15 protein-coding genes are annotated in these 16,201 nt (G+C 31.7%); 7 read left to right on the forward strand and 8 right to left on the reverse strand.

What is annotated here, in order from left to right; all coding sequences use genetic code 11:
* Positions 1–313 precede the first annotated feature (313 nt).
* Genes xdhA through BUB83_RS01780 form a run of 4 tightly spaced genes read left to right on the forward strand, consistent with a single transcriptional unit; the run spans position 314 to position 5,336 of the window.
* On the forward strand, positions 314–2,593 hold the full coding sequence (gene xdhA, locus BUB83_RS01765; protein ID WP_073336372.1) for a xanthine dehydrogenase subunit XdhA: 2,280 nt from the start codon (positions 314–316) through the stop codon (positions 2,591–2,593).
* A 19-nt stretch (positions 2,594–2,612) separates the two neighbouring features.
* Positions 2,613–3,500 (forward strand): xanthine dehydrogenase subunit XdhB, encoded by an 888-nt coding sequence (gene xdhB / locus BUB83_RS01770; RefSeq protein ID WP_073336374.1) that lies wholly within the window; start codon positions 2,613–2,615, stop codon positions 3,498–3,500.
* Positions 3,493–3,978 carry a xanthine dehydrogenase subunit XdhC gene (gene xdhC / locus BUB83_RS01775; protein WP_073336376.1) on the forward strand — a complete coding sequence of 162 codons (486 nt, stop codon included), beginning with the start codon at positions 3,493–3,495 and terminating at the stop codon, positions 3,976–3,978. Before xdhB ends, xdhC begins: the two co-directional genes overlap by 8 nt.
* 32 nt (positions 3,979–4,010) lie before the next feature.
* Positions 4,011–5,336, forward strand: a complete 1,326-nt coding sequence (locus tag BUB83_RS01780) for a 5'-deoxyadenosine deaminase (RefSeq protein WP_073336378.1) — start codon at positions 4,011–4,013, stop codon at positions 5,334–5,336.
* 183 nt (positions 5,337–5,519) lie between these two features.
* Here BUB83_RS01780 and BUB83_RS22635 read toward each other — a convergent pair whose 3' ends face one another.
* Positions 5,520–6,344: a prepilin-type N-terminal cleavage/methylation domain-containing protein gene (locus BUB83_RS22635; RefSeq protein ID WP_073336380.1), complete on the reverse strand. Its 825-nt coding sequence runs from the start codon at positions 6,342–6,344 to the stop codon at positions 5,520–5,522.
* 352 nt (positions 6,345–6,696) lie between these two features.
* Here BUB83_RS22635 and BUB83_RS01790 point away from each other — a divergent pair, with 352 nt between their 5' ends.
* From BUB83_RS01790 to BUB83_RS01800, 3 genes are read left to right on the forward strand one after another with little or no spacing between them, the layout of a single operon-like run.
* The gene (locus BUB83_RS01790; protein ID WP_073336382.1) at positions 6,697–7,506 is read left to right on the forward strand and encodes an amino acid ABC transporter substrate-binding protein; all 810 of its coding nucleotides are present in this window, start codon (positions 6,697–6,699) and stop codon (positions 7,504–7,506) included.
* Positions 7,507–7,529: 23 nt separating this feature from the next.
* Entirely contained in the window at positions 7,530–8,198 is a 669-nt protein-coding gene (locus BUB83_RS01795; protein WP_073336384.1) for an amino acid ABC transporter permease, read from the forward strand.
* Positions 8,199–8,209: 11 nt separating this feature from the next.
* A complete protein-coding gene (locus BUB83_RS01800) occupies positions 8,210–8,944 on the forward strand; it encodes an amino acid ABC transporter ATP-binding protein (RefSeq protein WP_073336386.1) in 735 nt (244 codons plus the stop codon).
* A gap of 26 nt (positions 8,945–8,970) precedes the next feature.
* Here BUB83_RS01800 and BUB83_RS01805 read toward each other — a convergent pair whose 3' ends face one another.
* From BUB83_RS01805 to dpaL, 7 genes are all read right to left on the reverse strand, one after another.
* Complete coding sequence (locus BUB83_RS01805) at positions 8,971–9,252, reverse strand: barstar family protein (protein WP_073336388.1); 282 nt, start codon at positions 9,250–9,252, stop codon at positions 8,971–8,973.
* A gap of 18 nt (positions 9,253–9,270) precedes the next feature.
* Entirely contained in the window at positions 9,271–9,801 is a 531-nt protein-coding gene (locus BUB83_RS01810; RefSeq protein ID WP_073336390.1) for a ribonuclease domain-containing protein, read from the reverse strand.
* 229 nt (positions 9,802–10,030) lie between these two features.
* Entirely contained in the window at positions 10,031–11,377 is a 1,347-nt protein-coding gene (locus BUB83_RS01815; protein WP_073336392.1) for a uracil-xanthine permease family protein, read from the reverse strand.
* A 72-nt stretch (positions 11,378–11,449) separates the two neighbouring features.
* Entirely contained in the window at positions 11,450–12,379 is a 930-nt protein-coding gene (gene arcC / locus BUB83_RS01820) for a carbamate kinase (RefSeq protein WP_073336394.1), read from the reverse strand.
* 96 nt (positions 12,380–12,475) lie between these two features.
* A complete protein-coding gene (gene ygeW, locus BUB83_RS01825) occupies positions 12,476–13,669 on the reverse strand; it encodes a knotted carbamoyltransferase YgeW (RefSeq protein ID WP_073336396.1) in 1,194 nt (397 codons plus the stop codon).
* Positions 13,670–13,730: 61 nt separating this feature from the next.
* Positions 13,731–14,930: a YgeY family selenium metabolism-linked hydrolase gene (locus tag BUB83_RS01830; RefSeq protein WP_073336398.1), complete on the reverse strand. Its 1,200-nt coding sequence runs from the start codon at positions 14,928–14,930 to the stop codon at positions 13,731–13,733.
* A gap of 48 nt (positions 14,931–14,978) precedes the next feature.
* Positions 14,979–16,190, reverse strand: a complete 1,212-nt coding sequence (gene dpaL, locus BUB83_RS01835; RefSeq protein WP_073336400.1) for a diaminopropionate ammonia-lyase — start codon at positions 16,188–16,190, stop codon at positions 14,979–14,981.
* Positions 16,191–16,201: the final 11 nt, after the last annotated feature.

Here is a 16,201-nt window from a genome sequence, read left to right on the forward strand (position 1 = left end):
TAGGATAAGGGCCAGATAATTGATTGTGGATAGTGATGAAAAGCTTTCGCTTTGGCGAAAGCTTTAATTAAATTTAAAGAATTAAAAATCACTTTAATAGGTAAAATTAAAAAAATTGCAAACTTAAAAAAAAATTGCAAAAAAATATTGACTTACTTCTTCATAATGATATACTAAAATTATGAGGATATACTAAATCTTTACTTAGCACTATAGGATTTAAGTTAAGAAATTATATTGAATGTAAACGAAAACATTCAGATAAATATAACTTAAAGTTTCATATAGTGTTAATTATACAAGGAGTGATAATATGAGTATTGGAAAAAGTATTAAAAGAGTTGATGCTTTTGATAAAGTAACTGGGAGAGCTCAGTATACAGATGATTTTCAAATAAATAATTCTCTTGTAGCCAAAATTATGCATAGTACAATCGCTAATGGGCGAGTTAAAAGTATTGATATTTCAGAGGCGGTTAAGTTAAAAGGTGTTATCAAAATTATAACTTGCTTTGATGTTCCTGATATTAAATTTCCAACAGCGGGACATCCATATTCTTTAGATCCTTCTCATGCAGATATTGCAGATAGAAAATTATTGAATGAAAGAGTTAGATATTATGGAGATGATATTGCTGCCGTAGTTGCAAAGGATAGTGTAAGTGCAGAAAGAGCAATAAAGCTTATAAAAGTTGAATATGAGGAATATAAGCCATTAACTTCAGTTGAAGCTGCTTTGAATGAAAGTGAAACTCCTATTCATGAAGAATATCCTGATAATATTCTTGCTCATACAAGTTATGAAATTGGAGATTATGAAAAAGCTATCCAAGAAGAAAATCTTATTTTTTTCCAAGGAGAATATGAAACATCACCGGTAAAACATTGCCATATTGAAAATCCTATTTCCTATGCTTATGCAGAAGGTTCAAGAATTACTGTTGTATCATCAACACAGATTCCACATATTGCAAGAAGAGTAATTGGCCAAGCCCTTGGAATTGAATGGGGTAAAGTTAAAGTAATTAAACCTTATATAGGTGGTGGATTTGGTAATAAGCAAGACGTTTTATATGAACCACTTAATGCATATTTGAGCCTAGCAGTTGGGGGAAGATGTGTTAAACTTGATATTTCAAGGGAAGAAGACTTTGTGAGTACTCGTGTTCGTACTGCAATGAAATTTAAAATTGAAACTTATGTAAGACCAAATGGACGTTTTGTTGCAAGAAAATTAGTTTTATATGGTAATAAAGGAGCTTATGCATCTCATGGGCATAGCATGGTAAGCAAAGCTGGACATGCATTTAAGCAAACATATAATGATGAAGTTGCAACTAAAGCTGATATGTATTCAGTATTTACAAATTTACCAGCCTCTGGTGCTATGCGTGGATATGGTATTCCACAGTTTGCTTTTGCAATTGAATCTCATATTGAAGATATAGCAAAAGAACTGAAAATAGATTCCATTGAGATAAGAAAAATCAATTCTATGAAACTAGGATTTGTTGATAATCAAATTAAATGTAATAGTAATGGACTTGAAGAATGTATTGAAAAAGGGAAAAAGTATGTTGATTGGGATAATAAAATAAAAGAATATAAGAATCAAACAGGACCAGTAAGAAAAGGTGTTGGGATGTCTATATTTAGTTATGCAACAGGGGTTTATCCAATATCTTTAGAAACTGCTGCTTGTAGAATTGTATTGAATCAAGATGGTTCCGTTCAAGTTCAAATGGGTGCTACTGAAATAGGACAAGGTGCAGATACTGTATTTGCTCAAATGGTATCAGAAATTCTTGATATACCAGTAGAAGATGTGCATATGATATCTACGCAAGATACTGATATTACACCTTTTGATACTGGAGCTTATGCATCTAGACAATCTTATGTATCAGGCATGGCTGCTAAAAAAGCGGCAATTGAAGTAAAAGAAAAAATATTAGAACATTCGAATTTCATGTTAAAATTACCGGTGGGTAATCTTGAACTTAAAGATAAAAATATAATAAATAAAGAAACTGGTGAGATTTTAGCTTCACTTAAAGAGGTGGCTACTCATGCACTTTACAATAAAGAAACATCAGTTCATATAACAGCTGATGTAACCAATCAATGTAAATCAAATACTTTCTCCTTTGGGGTATGTTTTGTAGAGGTTGAAGTTGATATTCCTATTGGGAAAATTAATATTAATAAAGTAATTAATGTTCATGATTGTGGTAAGGTACTTAACCCACAAATGGCTGCAGCACAGGTACATGGTGGTATGAGTATGAGTTTAGGTTTCGGATTAAGTGAACAACTATTGTTTGATGAAAAAACAGGAAAACCCCTTAATAATAACTTGCTTGATTACAAACTTCCAAGCATTATGGACACACCACATTTGGAAGCACAATTTGTAGAAACTTTTGATGTATCAGGACCTTTTGGAAATAAAGCATTGGGAGAACCACCAGCTATTCCTGTTGCACCTGCAATAAGAAATGCTGTACTTAATGCCACAGGGGTTAAGTTTAATGTTACTCCAATAACACCACAAAGATTAATAGAAAAATTCAAAGAAAAGAAATTAATTTAAATAATGAGGTGAAATATAAATGTATGATATTGAAAAGCTTTATCAAGCAACTTCAGTTGAAGATGCAATAAAACATCTTGTAGATGACCCAAAAGCAGTGGTTATTGCAGGGGGAAGTGATGTACTTATAAGCATTCGTCATGGAAAACTTGCTGGATGCTCCCTTGTAAGTATTTATGGATTAAATGAATTAAGAGGAGTTTCTATGCTAGAAAATGGGACTATAAAAATAGGACCAGTTACAAGTTTTTCTCATATCACAAAAGATCCTATTATTCAAAAATATATTCCTGTTTTGGGTGAAGCTGTGGATGAAATAGGCGGACCACAGATAAGAAATATTGGAACTATAGGAGGAAATATTTCAAATGGGGTTACAAGTGCTGATAGTGCTTCTACACTTTTCGCTTTGAATGCTGAAGTGGAAATAACAGGGCCTAGTGAAAAAAAGGTTATCCCTATTTCAGAATATTATACAGGTCCAGGGAGAGTATGTTTGAAAAATGGTGAGTTGCTTACAGCTATATATATAACAAAAGATAATTATGAAAATTTTTCAGGTAATTATATTAAATATGCTATGCGTAATGCAATGGATATAGCAACTTTAGGATGCTCTGTATCTTGTAAACTTAACCAAGAAAAAAATATTATTGAAGATGTTCATATCGCTTTTGGTGTGGCAGGGCCTGTTCCTATGAGATGTTTTAAAGCGGAAGAAGCTATAAAAGGAAAATTAATTACTGAGGAAATGTTTAACACTTTTAGTTCAATAGTACTTACAGAAGTAAACCCTCGTTCATCTTGGCGTGCATCTAAAGAACTACGTCTTCAGCTTGTAGAAGAATTAAGTAAAAGATGTTTAAAGGAAGCAATAAAAAAATCAGGAGGGATAATTAATGGCTAACGTAATTTTAAATTGTACTATAAATGGAGAAGAAAAACAGGTTATGATAGACGATAGAGAGTCACTTGCTGATGTACTTCGAAATAAATTTCAATTATTAAGTGTAAAAAAAGGCTGTGAAGTTGGGGAATGTGGAGCTTGTACTGTGCTTATCGATGATGAAGCATTTGATTCTTGTATTTATCTTGCAGTTTGGGCAGAAGGTAAAAAAATTCGTACAACTGAAGGTTTGATGGATGAGGAAGGAAATATTTCAGATATTCAAAAATCATTTATTGATGAGGGAGCTGTTCAATGCGGTTTCTGTACTTGCGGTTTCGTAATGTCTTCTATACCAGTATTAGAAGATGATAAAAAATATAAAACTGAAGAAATTAAAAAGAAACTTTCAGGTAATTTTTGTAGATGCACTGGATATGAAAATATATTAAGTGCTGTAGAAAAAGTTAAAAATAAAGATAGTGAAAGTGATATCTGATAGCTGTTATATAGAAAGACAGGAGGAATATTATGACTTTACTTAAAATTTCAAATGGAACAATTGTAACTATGAATGAAACAAGAGAAATACTCAAGGGTGATATATTAATAGAAAATGATAGAATAATTGAAATTTCTCCACACATTGAAAAAAAAGTTGATGAAGAAATTGATGCTAAAGGAAAAGTGATTATCCCGGGTTTAATACAAACCCACGTTCACTTAACACAATCACTTTTCCGAGGAATGGCAGATGATTTGGAATTGATGGATTGGCTAAGAAAAAGAATATGGCCTCTAGAAAGTTACCATACTGAAGAATCCAACTATTTATCTGCCCAGCTAGGTATTGCTGAACTTATTAAAGGTGGAACTACTTCAATAATTAGTATGGAAACTGTAAATCATACAGAAGCAGTTTTCAATGCAATATATGGAAGCGGTTTCAGAAGTATTACAGGTAAATGTATGATGGACTATGGAATAGGTGTGCCAGCAGGTTTGATGGAGAACACTGATGAATCAATAAAAGAAAGTGTAAGATTATTAAAAAAGTGGCATAACAAAGATAATAAAAGAATCAAATATGCTTTTACCCCTAGATTTGTAGTATCTTGTACTGAAAATCTATTGCTTCAAGTAAAAGATTTAGCTGAAGAATATGGGGTTATGATTCATACACATGCATCTGAAAATCAAGGAGAGATAGATTTAGTTTACAAAGATAGAGGTATGAGAAACATTAAATATTTAAACAAATTAGGACTAACAGGGAAAAATCTAATTTTAGCTCATTGTATATGGCTAGATAGTGAAGAAATGAAGATTTTAGCAGATACAGGAACAAAAATAGCTCATTGCCCAAATTCAAATTTAAAATTAGCTTCAGGCATAGCACCAATTCCAGAATTACTAGACTTAGGAGCTAATGTATCTTTAGCAGCAGATGGAGCTCCTTGTAATAACAATTTAGATATGTTTAGAGAAATGAGGAGTTCAACATTAATTCAAAAAGCAAGGTTATTAGACCCAACAGTTATGCCGGCTAGTAAGGTTTTTGAATTAGCAACACTTGCAGGCGCAAAGGCTATGGGCATGGAAAAGGAACTTGGTAGTGTTGAAGTTGGTAAGAAAGCTGATATTGTAATAATGGATTTGAATAACATTTATAATAGTCCTTGTGATGAAGGAGATTTGATATCAAAACTAGTATATTCAGCTTCCAGCCGTGATGTTGAATCTACTATTATTGATGGTAAAATAGTTATGAAAAACAAAATTTTGCTCACATTGAATGAAACTTCTATAATTGAAGATGCTAACAGACTCATAAAGAAAAATATGAATAAAATATAGTAAATAAAAAGTATCATTTAACATTATAAATAAGAGGATAAAAAATAGTTTAAAACTATTTTTTATCCTCTTTAATTTCCAAATTTAATATTAAGAAAGATGAAACATACTGAATTTAATGAAAAGATTTTGAAGGTGACTTTAGCCACAAAAGTGGTAATGGAAATAACGGAACTAACAATATCACTTAAGAGATTCCCATTCAGAAGGCTTACTATCAATTAAATTTTTTATGTCTGTTCCAGTATAACTTGAAAAAGTAACACCGGTATAAACATTATAACTATTTTTGTGAATATACCAACCCTTACCAGGATAATAAAATACTGGCGAGTTCCAACTATTTCCTGTATTTGTACTAGCATAAATAACAGGATCGGATAGATCTTTGCTGTTTGAAAAAGGCATAATTTTAAGTTCAGAGCCATTGATGGTGATTTCATATTTTTTAGGTAAGTCCACAGAAAGTGTTGGCCAAGTGCCGTTAAAATCATTTTTTAAAATATAGGCACGATAGGTGTCATTTGAAAAATTATTGTTATTGATACCTAATATAGTTGCTTTTTCAGTATCAGTTTTGCCTTTTAATAAATCAAATAAGTTGAACATAGTTTCCAAGACAATATCACCTAATTCTTTACTAGGATTATGAACGCTACATGAAATATAAGCATTCCCGTCACTGTCTACTATCCATGAAAATGTGCCATCAGATGGACAAGACACTTCATCATATAAATCTCCACTATTAACTAAAAAACTAGTGCCGGAGTAGTTATCTTTAATTATTAAACCTCCATTAGCTAAATACATTAAATAAGTGGAATTAGCTATTCTTCTGTTTGATAAACAAGCGGTTTCACTTGATGAATTTGCATAACTTATATACTTTGGTATTACTATAGCTGAAAGAATACCTAAGATAGCGATTACAATGATTAGTTCTATAAGTGTAAAACCTTTTATTTTATCTTTTTTACAAATATAGGTCTTGAAAATAATATTCATAAAAGAAAATCACCTCTACTAAAAATATTTCAATAATAATCTTGTAGTAATTTGTCGAAAATTATCTATTTTTTATGATTTTACTCAATCACATATTAAATTATACGCCTAATATAGAAAGAATTCTATTGTTTTTAATAGAAATAAACTTATAAGAAAAAATAAAATATTTACCATAAAGATATTGACACAGTAAAAATAATAAGGTATAGTATAAAAATAGAAATCACATAAAACATATAAGAATAGTAGGAATGAATTGAGGACATGAAATAAAGCATGTATTTTCAATTCAATATTATTTAATTAAAAACCAAGTAAACCCATGGGGTTAATAAAAGGAGAGAAAAAAATGTTTAACAAAAGAAAATTAGTCTTAATAACATCTATGATTATGGCTACAGCTTTGGTATTTGTAGGTTGTGGAAGTAAAAACAATGAAATAAATCAGAAAAGTAATGAAGTAAAAGAAACTAAATCAATAAGAATAGGTACATCTGGTGGATATTTCCCTTTTACTTTTGTTGAAAATGATGTTCTTCAAGGATTTGAAATTGATGTATGGAATGAAATTGGAGAAAGATTGGACTATGATGTGGAATTTGTAACTTCTAAATTTAGTGGTTTATTTGGAATGTTAGATACAGATAGAATAGATAGTATATCAAATCAAATAGCTATAACGGAAGAAAGAAAAGAAAAGTATATATTCACTACTCCATATGTTTATGATGGAGCTCAATTAGTAGTAAAGACCGGAAATGATTCAATTAAAAGCCTTGAGGATTTAAAAGGCAAGAAAGTAGGAGTAAGTTTAGGAAGTAACTATGAACAGATTATAAGGGAATTTGATGTGAATAATGAAATTGAAATTATAACTTATGATGGTGGTGCTATGGAGCAAGAAGTTGCATTAGGAAGAATTGATGCATTTTTAATGGACAAACTATCAAGTGTTGAACTTATAAAGAAAACGGGATTAGATTTACAATTAGCAGGAGATCCAGTTGCTTTTAATGAAAATGCTTTTCCATTTGTTAAGAATGAAAAAAATGAAGAGCTTATAGAAAAAATTAATACAACAATTGAAGAAATGAGAGCTGATGGAACTTTAAGTGAAATATCAGAAAAGTGGCTTGAAATGGATATAACGAAAAAATAAAAGATTCAGGTTGGTGATTTAAAATGAGCAGTTTTGACATACAGTATTCTATAAATTTATTTCCTTTATTATTCAAATATCTACATGTAACAATTACAATGGCTGTTTTGTCAATGTTCATTGCTTTGGCCTTGTCTTTATTATTAGCGTTGATAAGAACTTATGAAATAAAAGGATTATACTTATTGAGCAAAATTTATATTTCGTTCTTTAGAGGGACACCATTACTAGTACAACTTTTCTTACTTTACTATGGGGTTCCACAAATATTTCCTGTATTTAAAAGTATGAATGCTTATACGGCTGCTATTATAGGTCTGAGCTTAAATGCTTCAGCTTATATGGCAGAAATAATTAGAGGGTCCATACTATCAGTAGATAAAGGACAGATGGAAGCTTCTTTATCAGTAGGTATGACAAGTTTACAAGCTATGAAAAAAATAGTGCTTCCTCAAGCAGCGAGAACTGCTATACCATCTTTGGCTAATAGTTTTATAGATCTTTTAAAAGGGTCTTCCTTAGCTTTCACTTTAGGAGTTGCAGAAATAATGGCAAAAGCTCAGATGGAAGCGGCTAGTTCCTATAAATTTTTTGAAGCTTATTTAACAGTTGCGATAATGTATTGGTTAATCGTAATAGTTTTTGGATACTTTCAAAAGAAAATTGAGAACAAAATGAATGAAGCTTATTAGGATGTGATGAAATGATAAAAATAGAAAACCTACACAAGAAATTTAAAGAGGTAGAAGTATTAAAAGGTGTTAATTTGGATGTAAGAAAGGGAGAAGTAGTTGTTATTATTGGCCCTTCAGGTACGGGAAAATCCACACTTTTGAGATGTATTAATTATTTGGAAATCCCTGATAAAGGTAAAATACAAATAGGGAATTTGAATATAGATGTAGAAAGCCATGATAAAAAAGATATATATAGTTTGAGAAAAGCTTCTGCAATGGTATTTCAAAATTATAATTTATTTAGAAATAAAACTGCAATTGAAAATATCACTGAAGCTTTAACTCTTGTTAAAAAGATGGATAAAAGTCAAGCAAAAGAAAGAGCTTTAACAATACTTAAACAAGTGGGAATGTTAGATAAAAAAGATTATTATCCTTCAGCATTGTCTGGAGGTCAGCAACAAAGAGTAGGTATTGGGAGAGCTATGGCGTTGGAACCAGATATTATGCTATTTGATGAACCAACCTCTGCATTAGATCCTGAACTTGTGGATGAGGTTTTAACTGTGATAAAGAAGTTGGCTGCTAAAAAAATGACAATGGTTATAGTCACTCATGAGATGAATTTTGCAAGAGATGTAGCGGATAGAGTGATTTTTATGAGTGAGGGAAAGATTATTGAAGAAGGCACTCCAGAAAAAATCTTTTTTTCTGCTGAAAATATAAAAACCAAGAATTTTCTTAAACAAGTAAGATTATAAACAAGAAAAGAAAAAATAGTTTAAAACTATTTTTTCTTTTCTTTAGTTTCGAATGAAAAATTATTATTTTCTTCTTCAGCTTCTAAAAATACTTCTAAAAGTTTTTCGCCGTAAGCACCTAAATTATTTTCTAAATCTATTTTATTTATTAGAATAACCTTTAAAGGCTTACTTATAGTGGTAAGAACATCCCAAAGAGCATCTAGGTTGCCACCATAATAATTAGGGAAATCAAGAGTGTTTTTTATATAATCATGAGTAACTTCAACAGAAGTCATGATTTTACCATCTAATATAATTTCTTTCATAGTAATATCCTTTCTTGATTAATATAATTGAGTAAAAGTTTTATAATGATCATCCGTATAAAAAATCAAACCATCATTAGAAAATAAAATTCTTTCACTATTGCGATAACCACCTTCATAGTTGATATCACATTCGAACCATTTTCGACCATCTTCAATAGGTAAAAGTTTTTCGCGATTACCGAAATAATCTCCGCCAATACTCATTTCATCAGTAACTTCCCACAGATTACCTTTATTACTTTCCCAACCCAAAGCAATAGCTTCTTGTTTTTTTAGATAGTTAGAAGGCAACTTATCAAAAGCATTAATATATGCAGCTACTTCTTCTTTGGAAGAATAACGACCACTTTCATCAATACCACTAGTATTAATCTTATTATTAGTAGTATTATCATCAACTGATACGCTATTGTTATCAGCATTCTCAGTTACTATTTTTGCAACTTCATTTAAAAATTCATTACTGCATCCGGTAAATAGCATTACCAAAGTAAGTGCTAAAGTAATCCAAAAAGATAAAAGTTTCTTAGTTTTAAATTTTCGCATTTTTAATCCCCATTTCAAGTTAATATAAAATCAATATTTTATGATGAAATAATTTATTTAAAGTATAACATAGAATTAGTAGAGTTGAAAGTTGAGATAGGTGTTTGGAAACTTAAAAATAAGTAACATGACAAAAAACCATATTTTGTTAGAATATTAACAAAAAAAAGAATATAAGAAGAAATAAAATTTTTCTTTCTCATATTCTTTAATTATAAGTAATCTTTAATTAAACACTTTTTGAGTCACCTTTAGCACTAGACAAAACAATTTCTTTATCTTTAGGTAAGATAAGATTTAAGGCTATTGCAACTATAGTTGTAACAACAATAGAAGATTTACCGAATATTGATATAAACCATGATGGAAATAATGCAAAAGCATCAGGAACTTGTACAATACCTACACCTAAGGCAACTGCAATACCTACAACAGCAGAATTTCTCATTGTTAGATTGTTTGAAGCAATCATTTTAACTCCTGTCATTGTTATTGTAGCAAAAACAGAAATTGTAGCTCCGCCAAGTACGCATTGAGGAATAGTTGTTAGTAAAGAAGCAAACTTAGGAACAACACCTGCTAAAATAACAACAAAAGATGCAAAAGCAAATACCCATTTATTGATTACTTTATTTACGGTTACAATACCTACATTTTGACTATATGTAGCAGTTGGCATACATCCGAATAAAGCACCAATGATACTTGAGAACCCATTTCCAATAACACCACCAGCAAGCTCTTCATCAGTAGGAACTCTATCCATACCGCCACCTGTTGTAGCTGATAAATCGCCTATAGCTTGAACAGAATTTACAATATACATTATAACCATAGAGATTATAGCTGTAGCATTAAACTGTATACCGAAATGTAATGGTTTTGGAATTTGAACTAGTCCTGCTGAAGCAACAGCATCGAAAGATACCATGCCAAGAAAAATAGAAACAATATATCCTACAATGATACCAATTAAAATTGATGCAAGTTTAAGAGAACCTTTTGTGAAGTAATTAACAAATAATACTACACCAAGTGTTAATAATGCAACAGCCCAGTTTTTAGGCGAACCGAAAGTTGCAGAACCAACACCACCAGCAATATACTTAATAGCAACAGAGTAAAGGGATAGTCCTATGGAAAATATAACCGTCCCAGTAACTAGTGGAGGGAAGAAAACTAAGAGTTTTTTCAAAAATAACCCGAAAAGTATTGCAACTAAACCACCTATTATTTGAGCTCCAAAAACCGTAGCCATATTAAATTCACCAGCAATAGCTACTAGTGTTGGAACATAGGCAAAACTTACACCCATAATTACAGGCAACCTTGAACCTATACGTTTACCTATTGGAAAAATTTGTATTAAGGTTGCTATACCAGCAAAAAACAATGAGGCTTGAACTAGTAAAATTTTGTCTGCTGGAGTGAGGTCGGCTACCCCAGAAATTATTAGTGCAGGGGTAACGCACCCAACAATCATAGCTACAACGTGCTGTAAACCTAGTGGTATTATTTCTTTTAATGATGGTTTACCATCATATTGGAATAGTAAAGACTTTTGATTAGAACTCATAAAAATACCTCCCATAATTATTATAGTTAATAGAGTTAATATAGTATTATAGTTATTATAGTTATTAGTATATTATTTTATAGTAGTACCTGTTTTACCAGAGATGCCATCTTTAGATTTTTCAAGTAAAGTTATAAGGGAATATCTTTCAGCTTTTGAAGCAGCAAATTCCATAGCAGCTTCTACCTTAGGTAACATTGAACCAGGAGCAAAGTGACCTTCTTTAACATATTCTTTAATTTCATCAACTGAAACATTATCAAGCCACTTTTCATTTGGTTTTCCAAAGTTTACAGCAACTTTTTCTACGGCTGTTAAAATTATAAGACAATCTGCATCAAGTTCTTTGGCAAGGGTGCAACTTGCATAATCTTTATCAATAACAGCGCTAACACCTTTTAAATGATTACCTTGTTTTACAACAGGAATACCACCGCCGCCACCAGCAATAACAACTTGGCCCATATTAACTAAAGATTTTATTGTTTCAATTTCTACAATACCTACTGGTTTTGGTGAAGGAACAACTACCCTATATCCTCTACCAGAATCTTCGATAACGGTTTCACCATTCTTAATAGCAAGGTCAGCATCTTCTTTTGTCATAAAGCTTCCAATTGGTTTTGTTGGGTTTTGAAAAGCTTTATCTTCAGGATTCACTTCCACTTGTGTTATTATCGTTGATACACCTTTATTAATATTACGATTGAGAAGTTCTTCTCTTAGTGCATTTTGTAAATCATAACCAATATATCCTTGGCTCATTGCAACACAAACAGACATAGGACATAAATGGTAATTAGGATGATGTTTATAAAATTCAGACATAGCATTATTAATCATACCTACTTGAGGCCCGTTTCCATGAGAAACTACAACATCGTTACCCACCTCAATAAGATCAACAATAGCTTTAGCAGTGGTTTTTACCGCGGCCATTTGCTCTTCTAAATTATTACCAAGAGCATTACCACCTAATGCGATTACTATTTTTTTCTTCATAAAAATTGCCTCCATAAAATAATTTTGATTTTCAGGGTAAAAGGCTATATATACGTTGAAGGTCAATATAGCCTTTTATTAATGGTATATTAAAAATTATTTTAATTTACGTTCTTTATTATTGTTTTCAAGCATAGCTAGAGTTTCTTGTGGATTTTTAACTTTACTCAAGAAAATCATTGATGCTATTGCGTAAGGTTTATAGCTAGCTTCTTTGTAAAGTGGTTTACGGTAGCGGTCAAATACAGAAGCATCAACTTCTCCAACTTCACAGCTAACTCCTGTGATGTCAGCAGGTAGACAGTGCATATAAAGAGCTTTTCCATCTTTTGTTGTTTTCATAAGCTCTTCAGTACATTGCCAATCCATATGCTTAGCGTTATGAGCAAGAAGTTCTTTTTCAAGTGCTTTTATACCAGCATCATCACCTTTAGCATATAAATCAGTACGTTTTTCCATAGCTACAAAAGGAGCCCAACTTTTAGGGTAAACAATATCAGCATCTTTGAAAGCTTCTTCCATAGAATTAGTTTTTGTAAATGAACCACCTGAAGCAGCAGCATTTTTCATTGCAATTTCTTCAACTTCACTCATAACTTCATATCCTTCTGGATGTGCAAGAACTACATCCATGCCGAAACGAGTTAAAAGTCCAATTATTCCTTGAGGAACAGAAAGTGGTTTACCGTAAGATGGTGAATATGCCCAAGACATAGCAATTTTTTTACCTTTTAAATTTTCTATACCACCAAATTCATTAATAAGATGAAGAGCATCAGCCATGGCTTGAGTAGGGTGGTCGATATCACATTGTAGGTTAACAAGAGTTGGTCTTTGTTCTAAAGTACCTTCTTTATTACCTTCTTCAACAGATTTAGAAACTTCACGCATATAAGTATTACCTTTACCGATATACATATCATCACGAATACCAATAACATCAGCCATAAAAGAAATCATATTAGCTGTTTCTCTTACAGTTTCGCCATGAGCTATTTGAGATTTTCCTTCATCAAGGTCTTGAACTTCAAGGCCAAGAAGGTTACAAGCAGAAGCAAAGCTAAATCTTGTACGAGTAGAGTTATCACGGAACAAAGAAACACCTAAACCACTATCGAAAATCTTTGAAGATATATTATTTTTTCTTAAATCTTGTAAAGCATCTGCCACAGTAAAAACTGCTTCTAATTCATCTAATGTTTTTTCCCAAGTAAGTAAAAAATCATTGTTGTACATTTCTTTGAAATCTAAACTGTCAAGTTTATCGATATGTTTATCCATTATAGCCATTTTAAAAACCCCTTTTCATTTTTATATTATTTTTTATTGTATTTTTTAGAATTTATATAAGCTATTTATTAGAACAATAGATTGTTGGTAGGGCAGCATAAACAGCAGCACATTTAACTAAGTCAGCTTTCCAAGTTTTTTCATTTGGTGCGTGAGCTTCTTCTTCTTTACCAGGTCCAAAACCAATACAAGGAATTCCGTATCTACCCATTATTGAAACACCATTAGTAGAGAAAGTCCATTTATCAACAAGAGGAGTTCCATACATACCTTCATAAGATTCAACCATTGCCTTTGTAGCTGGGGCATCCTCAGGAATTACCCATGTAGGGAAATAACAATCAGTTGGATAAACAAGGTTTGTCCAGCTTGGTCTTTCATATTTGTACATTGTTACTTCTGCATTATATTTTTTAGCAAACGGAAGGGAACGAACTTCTTCAAGAGCCATTTCAAAAGTTTCACCATCTGTTAAACGACGGTCAAGTGAAATTGCACACATATCTGCAACTGCACAACGAGATGGGGAATTGAAGAATATTTCAGAAACAGTAATAGTTCCTTTTCCTAAAAATGGATCATAATGCAAGTTATCATTAAGAACTCTAACTTCTTGTAGAATATCAGCCATTTTGTAGATAGCATTATCTCCACGCTCTGGAGCTGAACCATGACAAGAAATTCCTTTAACTTCAACACGTATTTCCATACGTCCACGTTGGCCTCTATATATATTGCCATTTGTAGGTTCTGTTATAACAACAAATTCAGGCTTTATGTTGCTTTCATTATGGATATACTGCCAACATAATCCATCACAATCTTCTTCTTGAACTGTACCAGTAACTAAAACTGTATATTTATCAGATAAAAGTCCTAAATCTTTCATTATTTTTGCACCATAAGTAGCAGAAACTATACCACCAAGTTGATCTGATGCGCCACGGCCACCTATTTCTTCATCATTTTCATATCCTTCATAAGGGTCAAATGTCCAGTTACTTAATTCACCAAGACCAACAGTATCAATATGAGCATCATACCCAATAAGAGTTTCGCCTGTTCCCATATAACCAAGAACATTACCCATTTTATCAATTTCCACTTTGTCAAAATCAAGGGATTCCATTTCTTTCACTATTCTTCTTATAACACCTTCTTCTTCTGCACTTTCACCAGGTATAGCAATTAAATCACGCAAAAATTTAGTCATTGCAGCTTCGTAACCCTCTGCTTTAAGTTTTATACTGTTAAAATCCATTTTATTTACCTCCAAAAATTTTATTTTTGATAATATTTTTATTTATATTTATATAGAAGGGTAAGCACCATCCCAAACAATATTACGATAAACATCTGGGTCGGTGTTTCCTTCTGTAGAAAACAATAATACTTTTGAGTTTTCATCAAGTTTTAAAGCATTTTTTAGATCTTTTAAATCATCATTTTTCATGATTTCAAAGAGAATACCTGTAGTTACTGCTCCTGATTCTCCAGAGATAACTCTAGGATCTTTATCTATAGGGGAAGAAAGTATTCTCATTCCTTTAGCAGAAATATAATCAGGACAAGATACAAAGAAGGAACTATTATTCTTTAAAATATCCCATGATATTGTATTTGGTTCCCCACAAGCAAGGCCTGCCATGATTGTTTGCATATCATCAGTAACAGTTCTAATATTACCATCTTTAGCATTAGCAGAACGATATAAGCAATCTGCTTTGTTTGGTTCTACTATAACAACTATTGGAGGGTTTTTAGTATAAGCATTTGCAAAATATCCTTGAACTGCTCCAGCAAGAGAGCCAACACCTGCTTGTATGAAAATATGTGTAGGGGCATCACAATTAGCATCATGTAATTGGTTATTAGCCTCCATTGCCATTGTTCCATATCCTTGCATTATCCAAGAAGGGATTTTTTCATAACCTTCCCAAGCTGTATCTTGAATTACGACAGAGTTAGGAGTTTTTGCAGATTCAGCTATAGCTATTCGTACACATTCATCATAATTAACTTCTTCAATAGTAGCTGTAGCATTTTCCTTTTGAATATTTTTAAGTCTAATTTCAGAAGATCCTTTTGGCATAAAAACAACAGATTTTTGGCTTAATCTATTAGCGGCCCAAGCAAGACCTCTTCCATGATTTCCATCAGTTGCTGTAAAGAATGTTGTTTGCCCAAATTCTTTAAGAAGCTCTTCAGATGTAATAGTATCGTAATCAAGTTCAGAAATGTCTTTTCCTAGTTTTTCAGCAATATAGCATGCAATAGCAAAAGAACCACCTAATACTTTAAAAGCATTTAAGCCAAATCTATAAGATTCATCTTTTACAAATACATTTTTTAAACCTAAGAATTCAGCCATATTGTCTAATTTAGCTAGAGGTGTTTGGCTATATTCAGGAAAACTTTTATGAAAAGAAGCTGCTTTGGCTACGTTTTCAGGGGACATTACATTTAAATTAGAATTTTCAGTTTTTGGGAGTTCGTTAGAAACCCATTTAATTTTATTCATAGAAACCTCCT

Source organism: Clostridium grantii DSM 8605 (assembly GCF_900129965.1).
In the GTDB taxonomy this organism is placed as follows: Bacteria; Bacillota; Clostridia; order Clostridiales; family Clostridiaceae; genus Clostridium_AF; species Clostridium_AF grantii.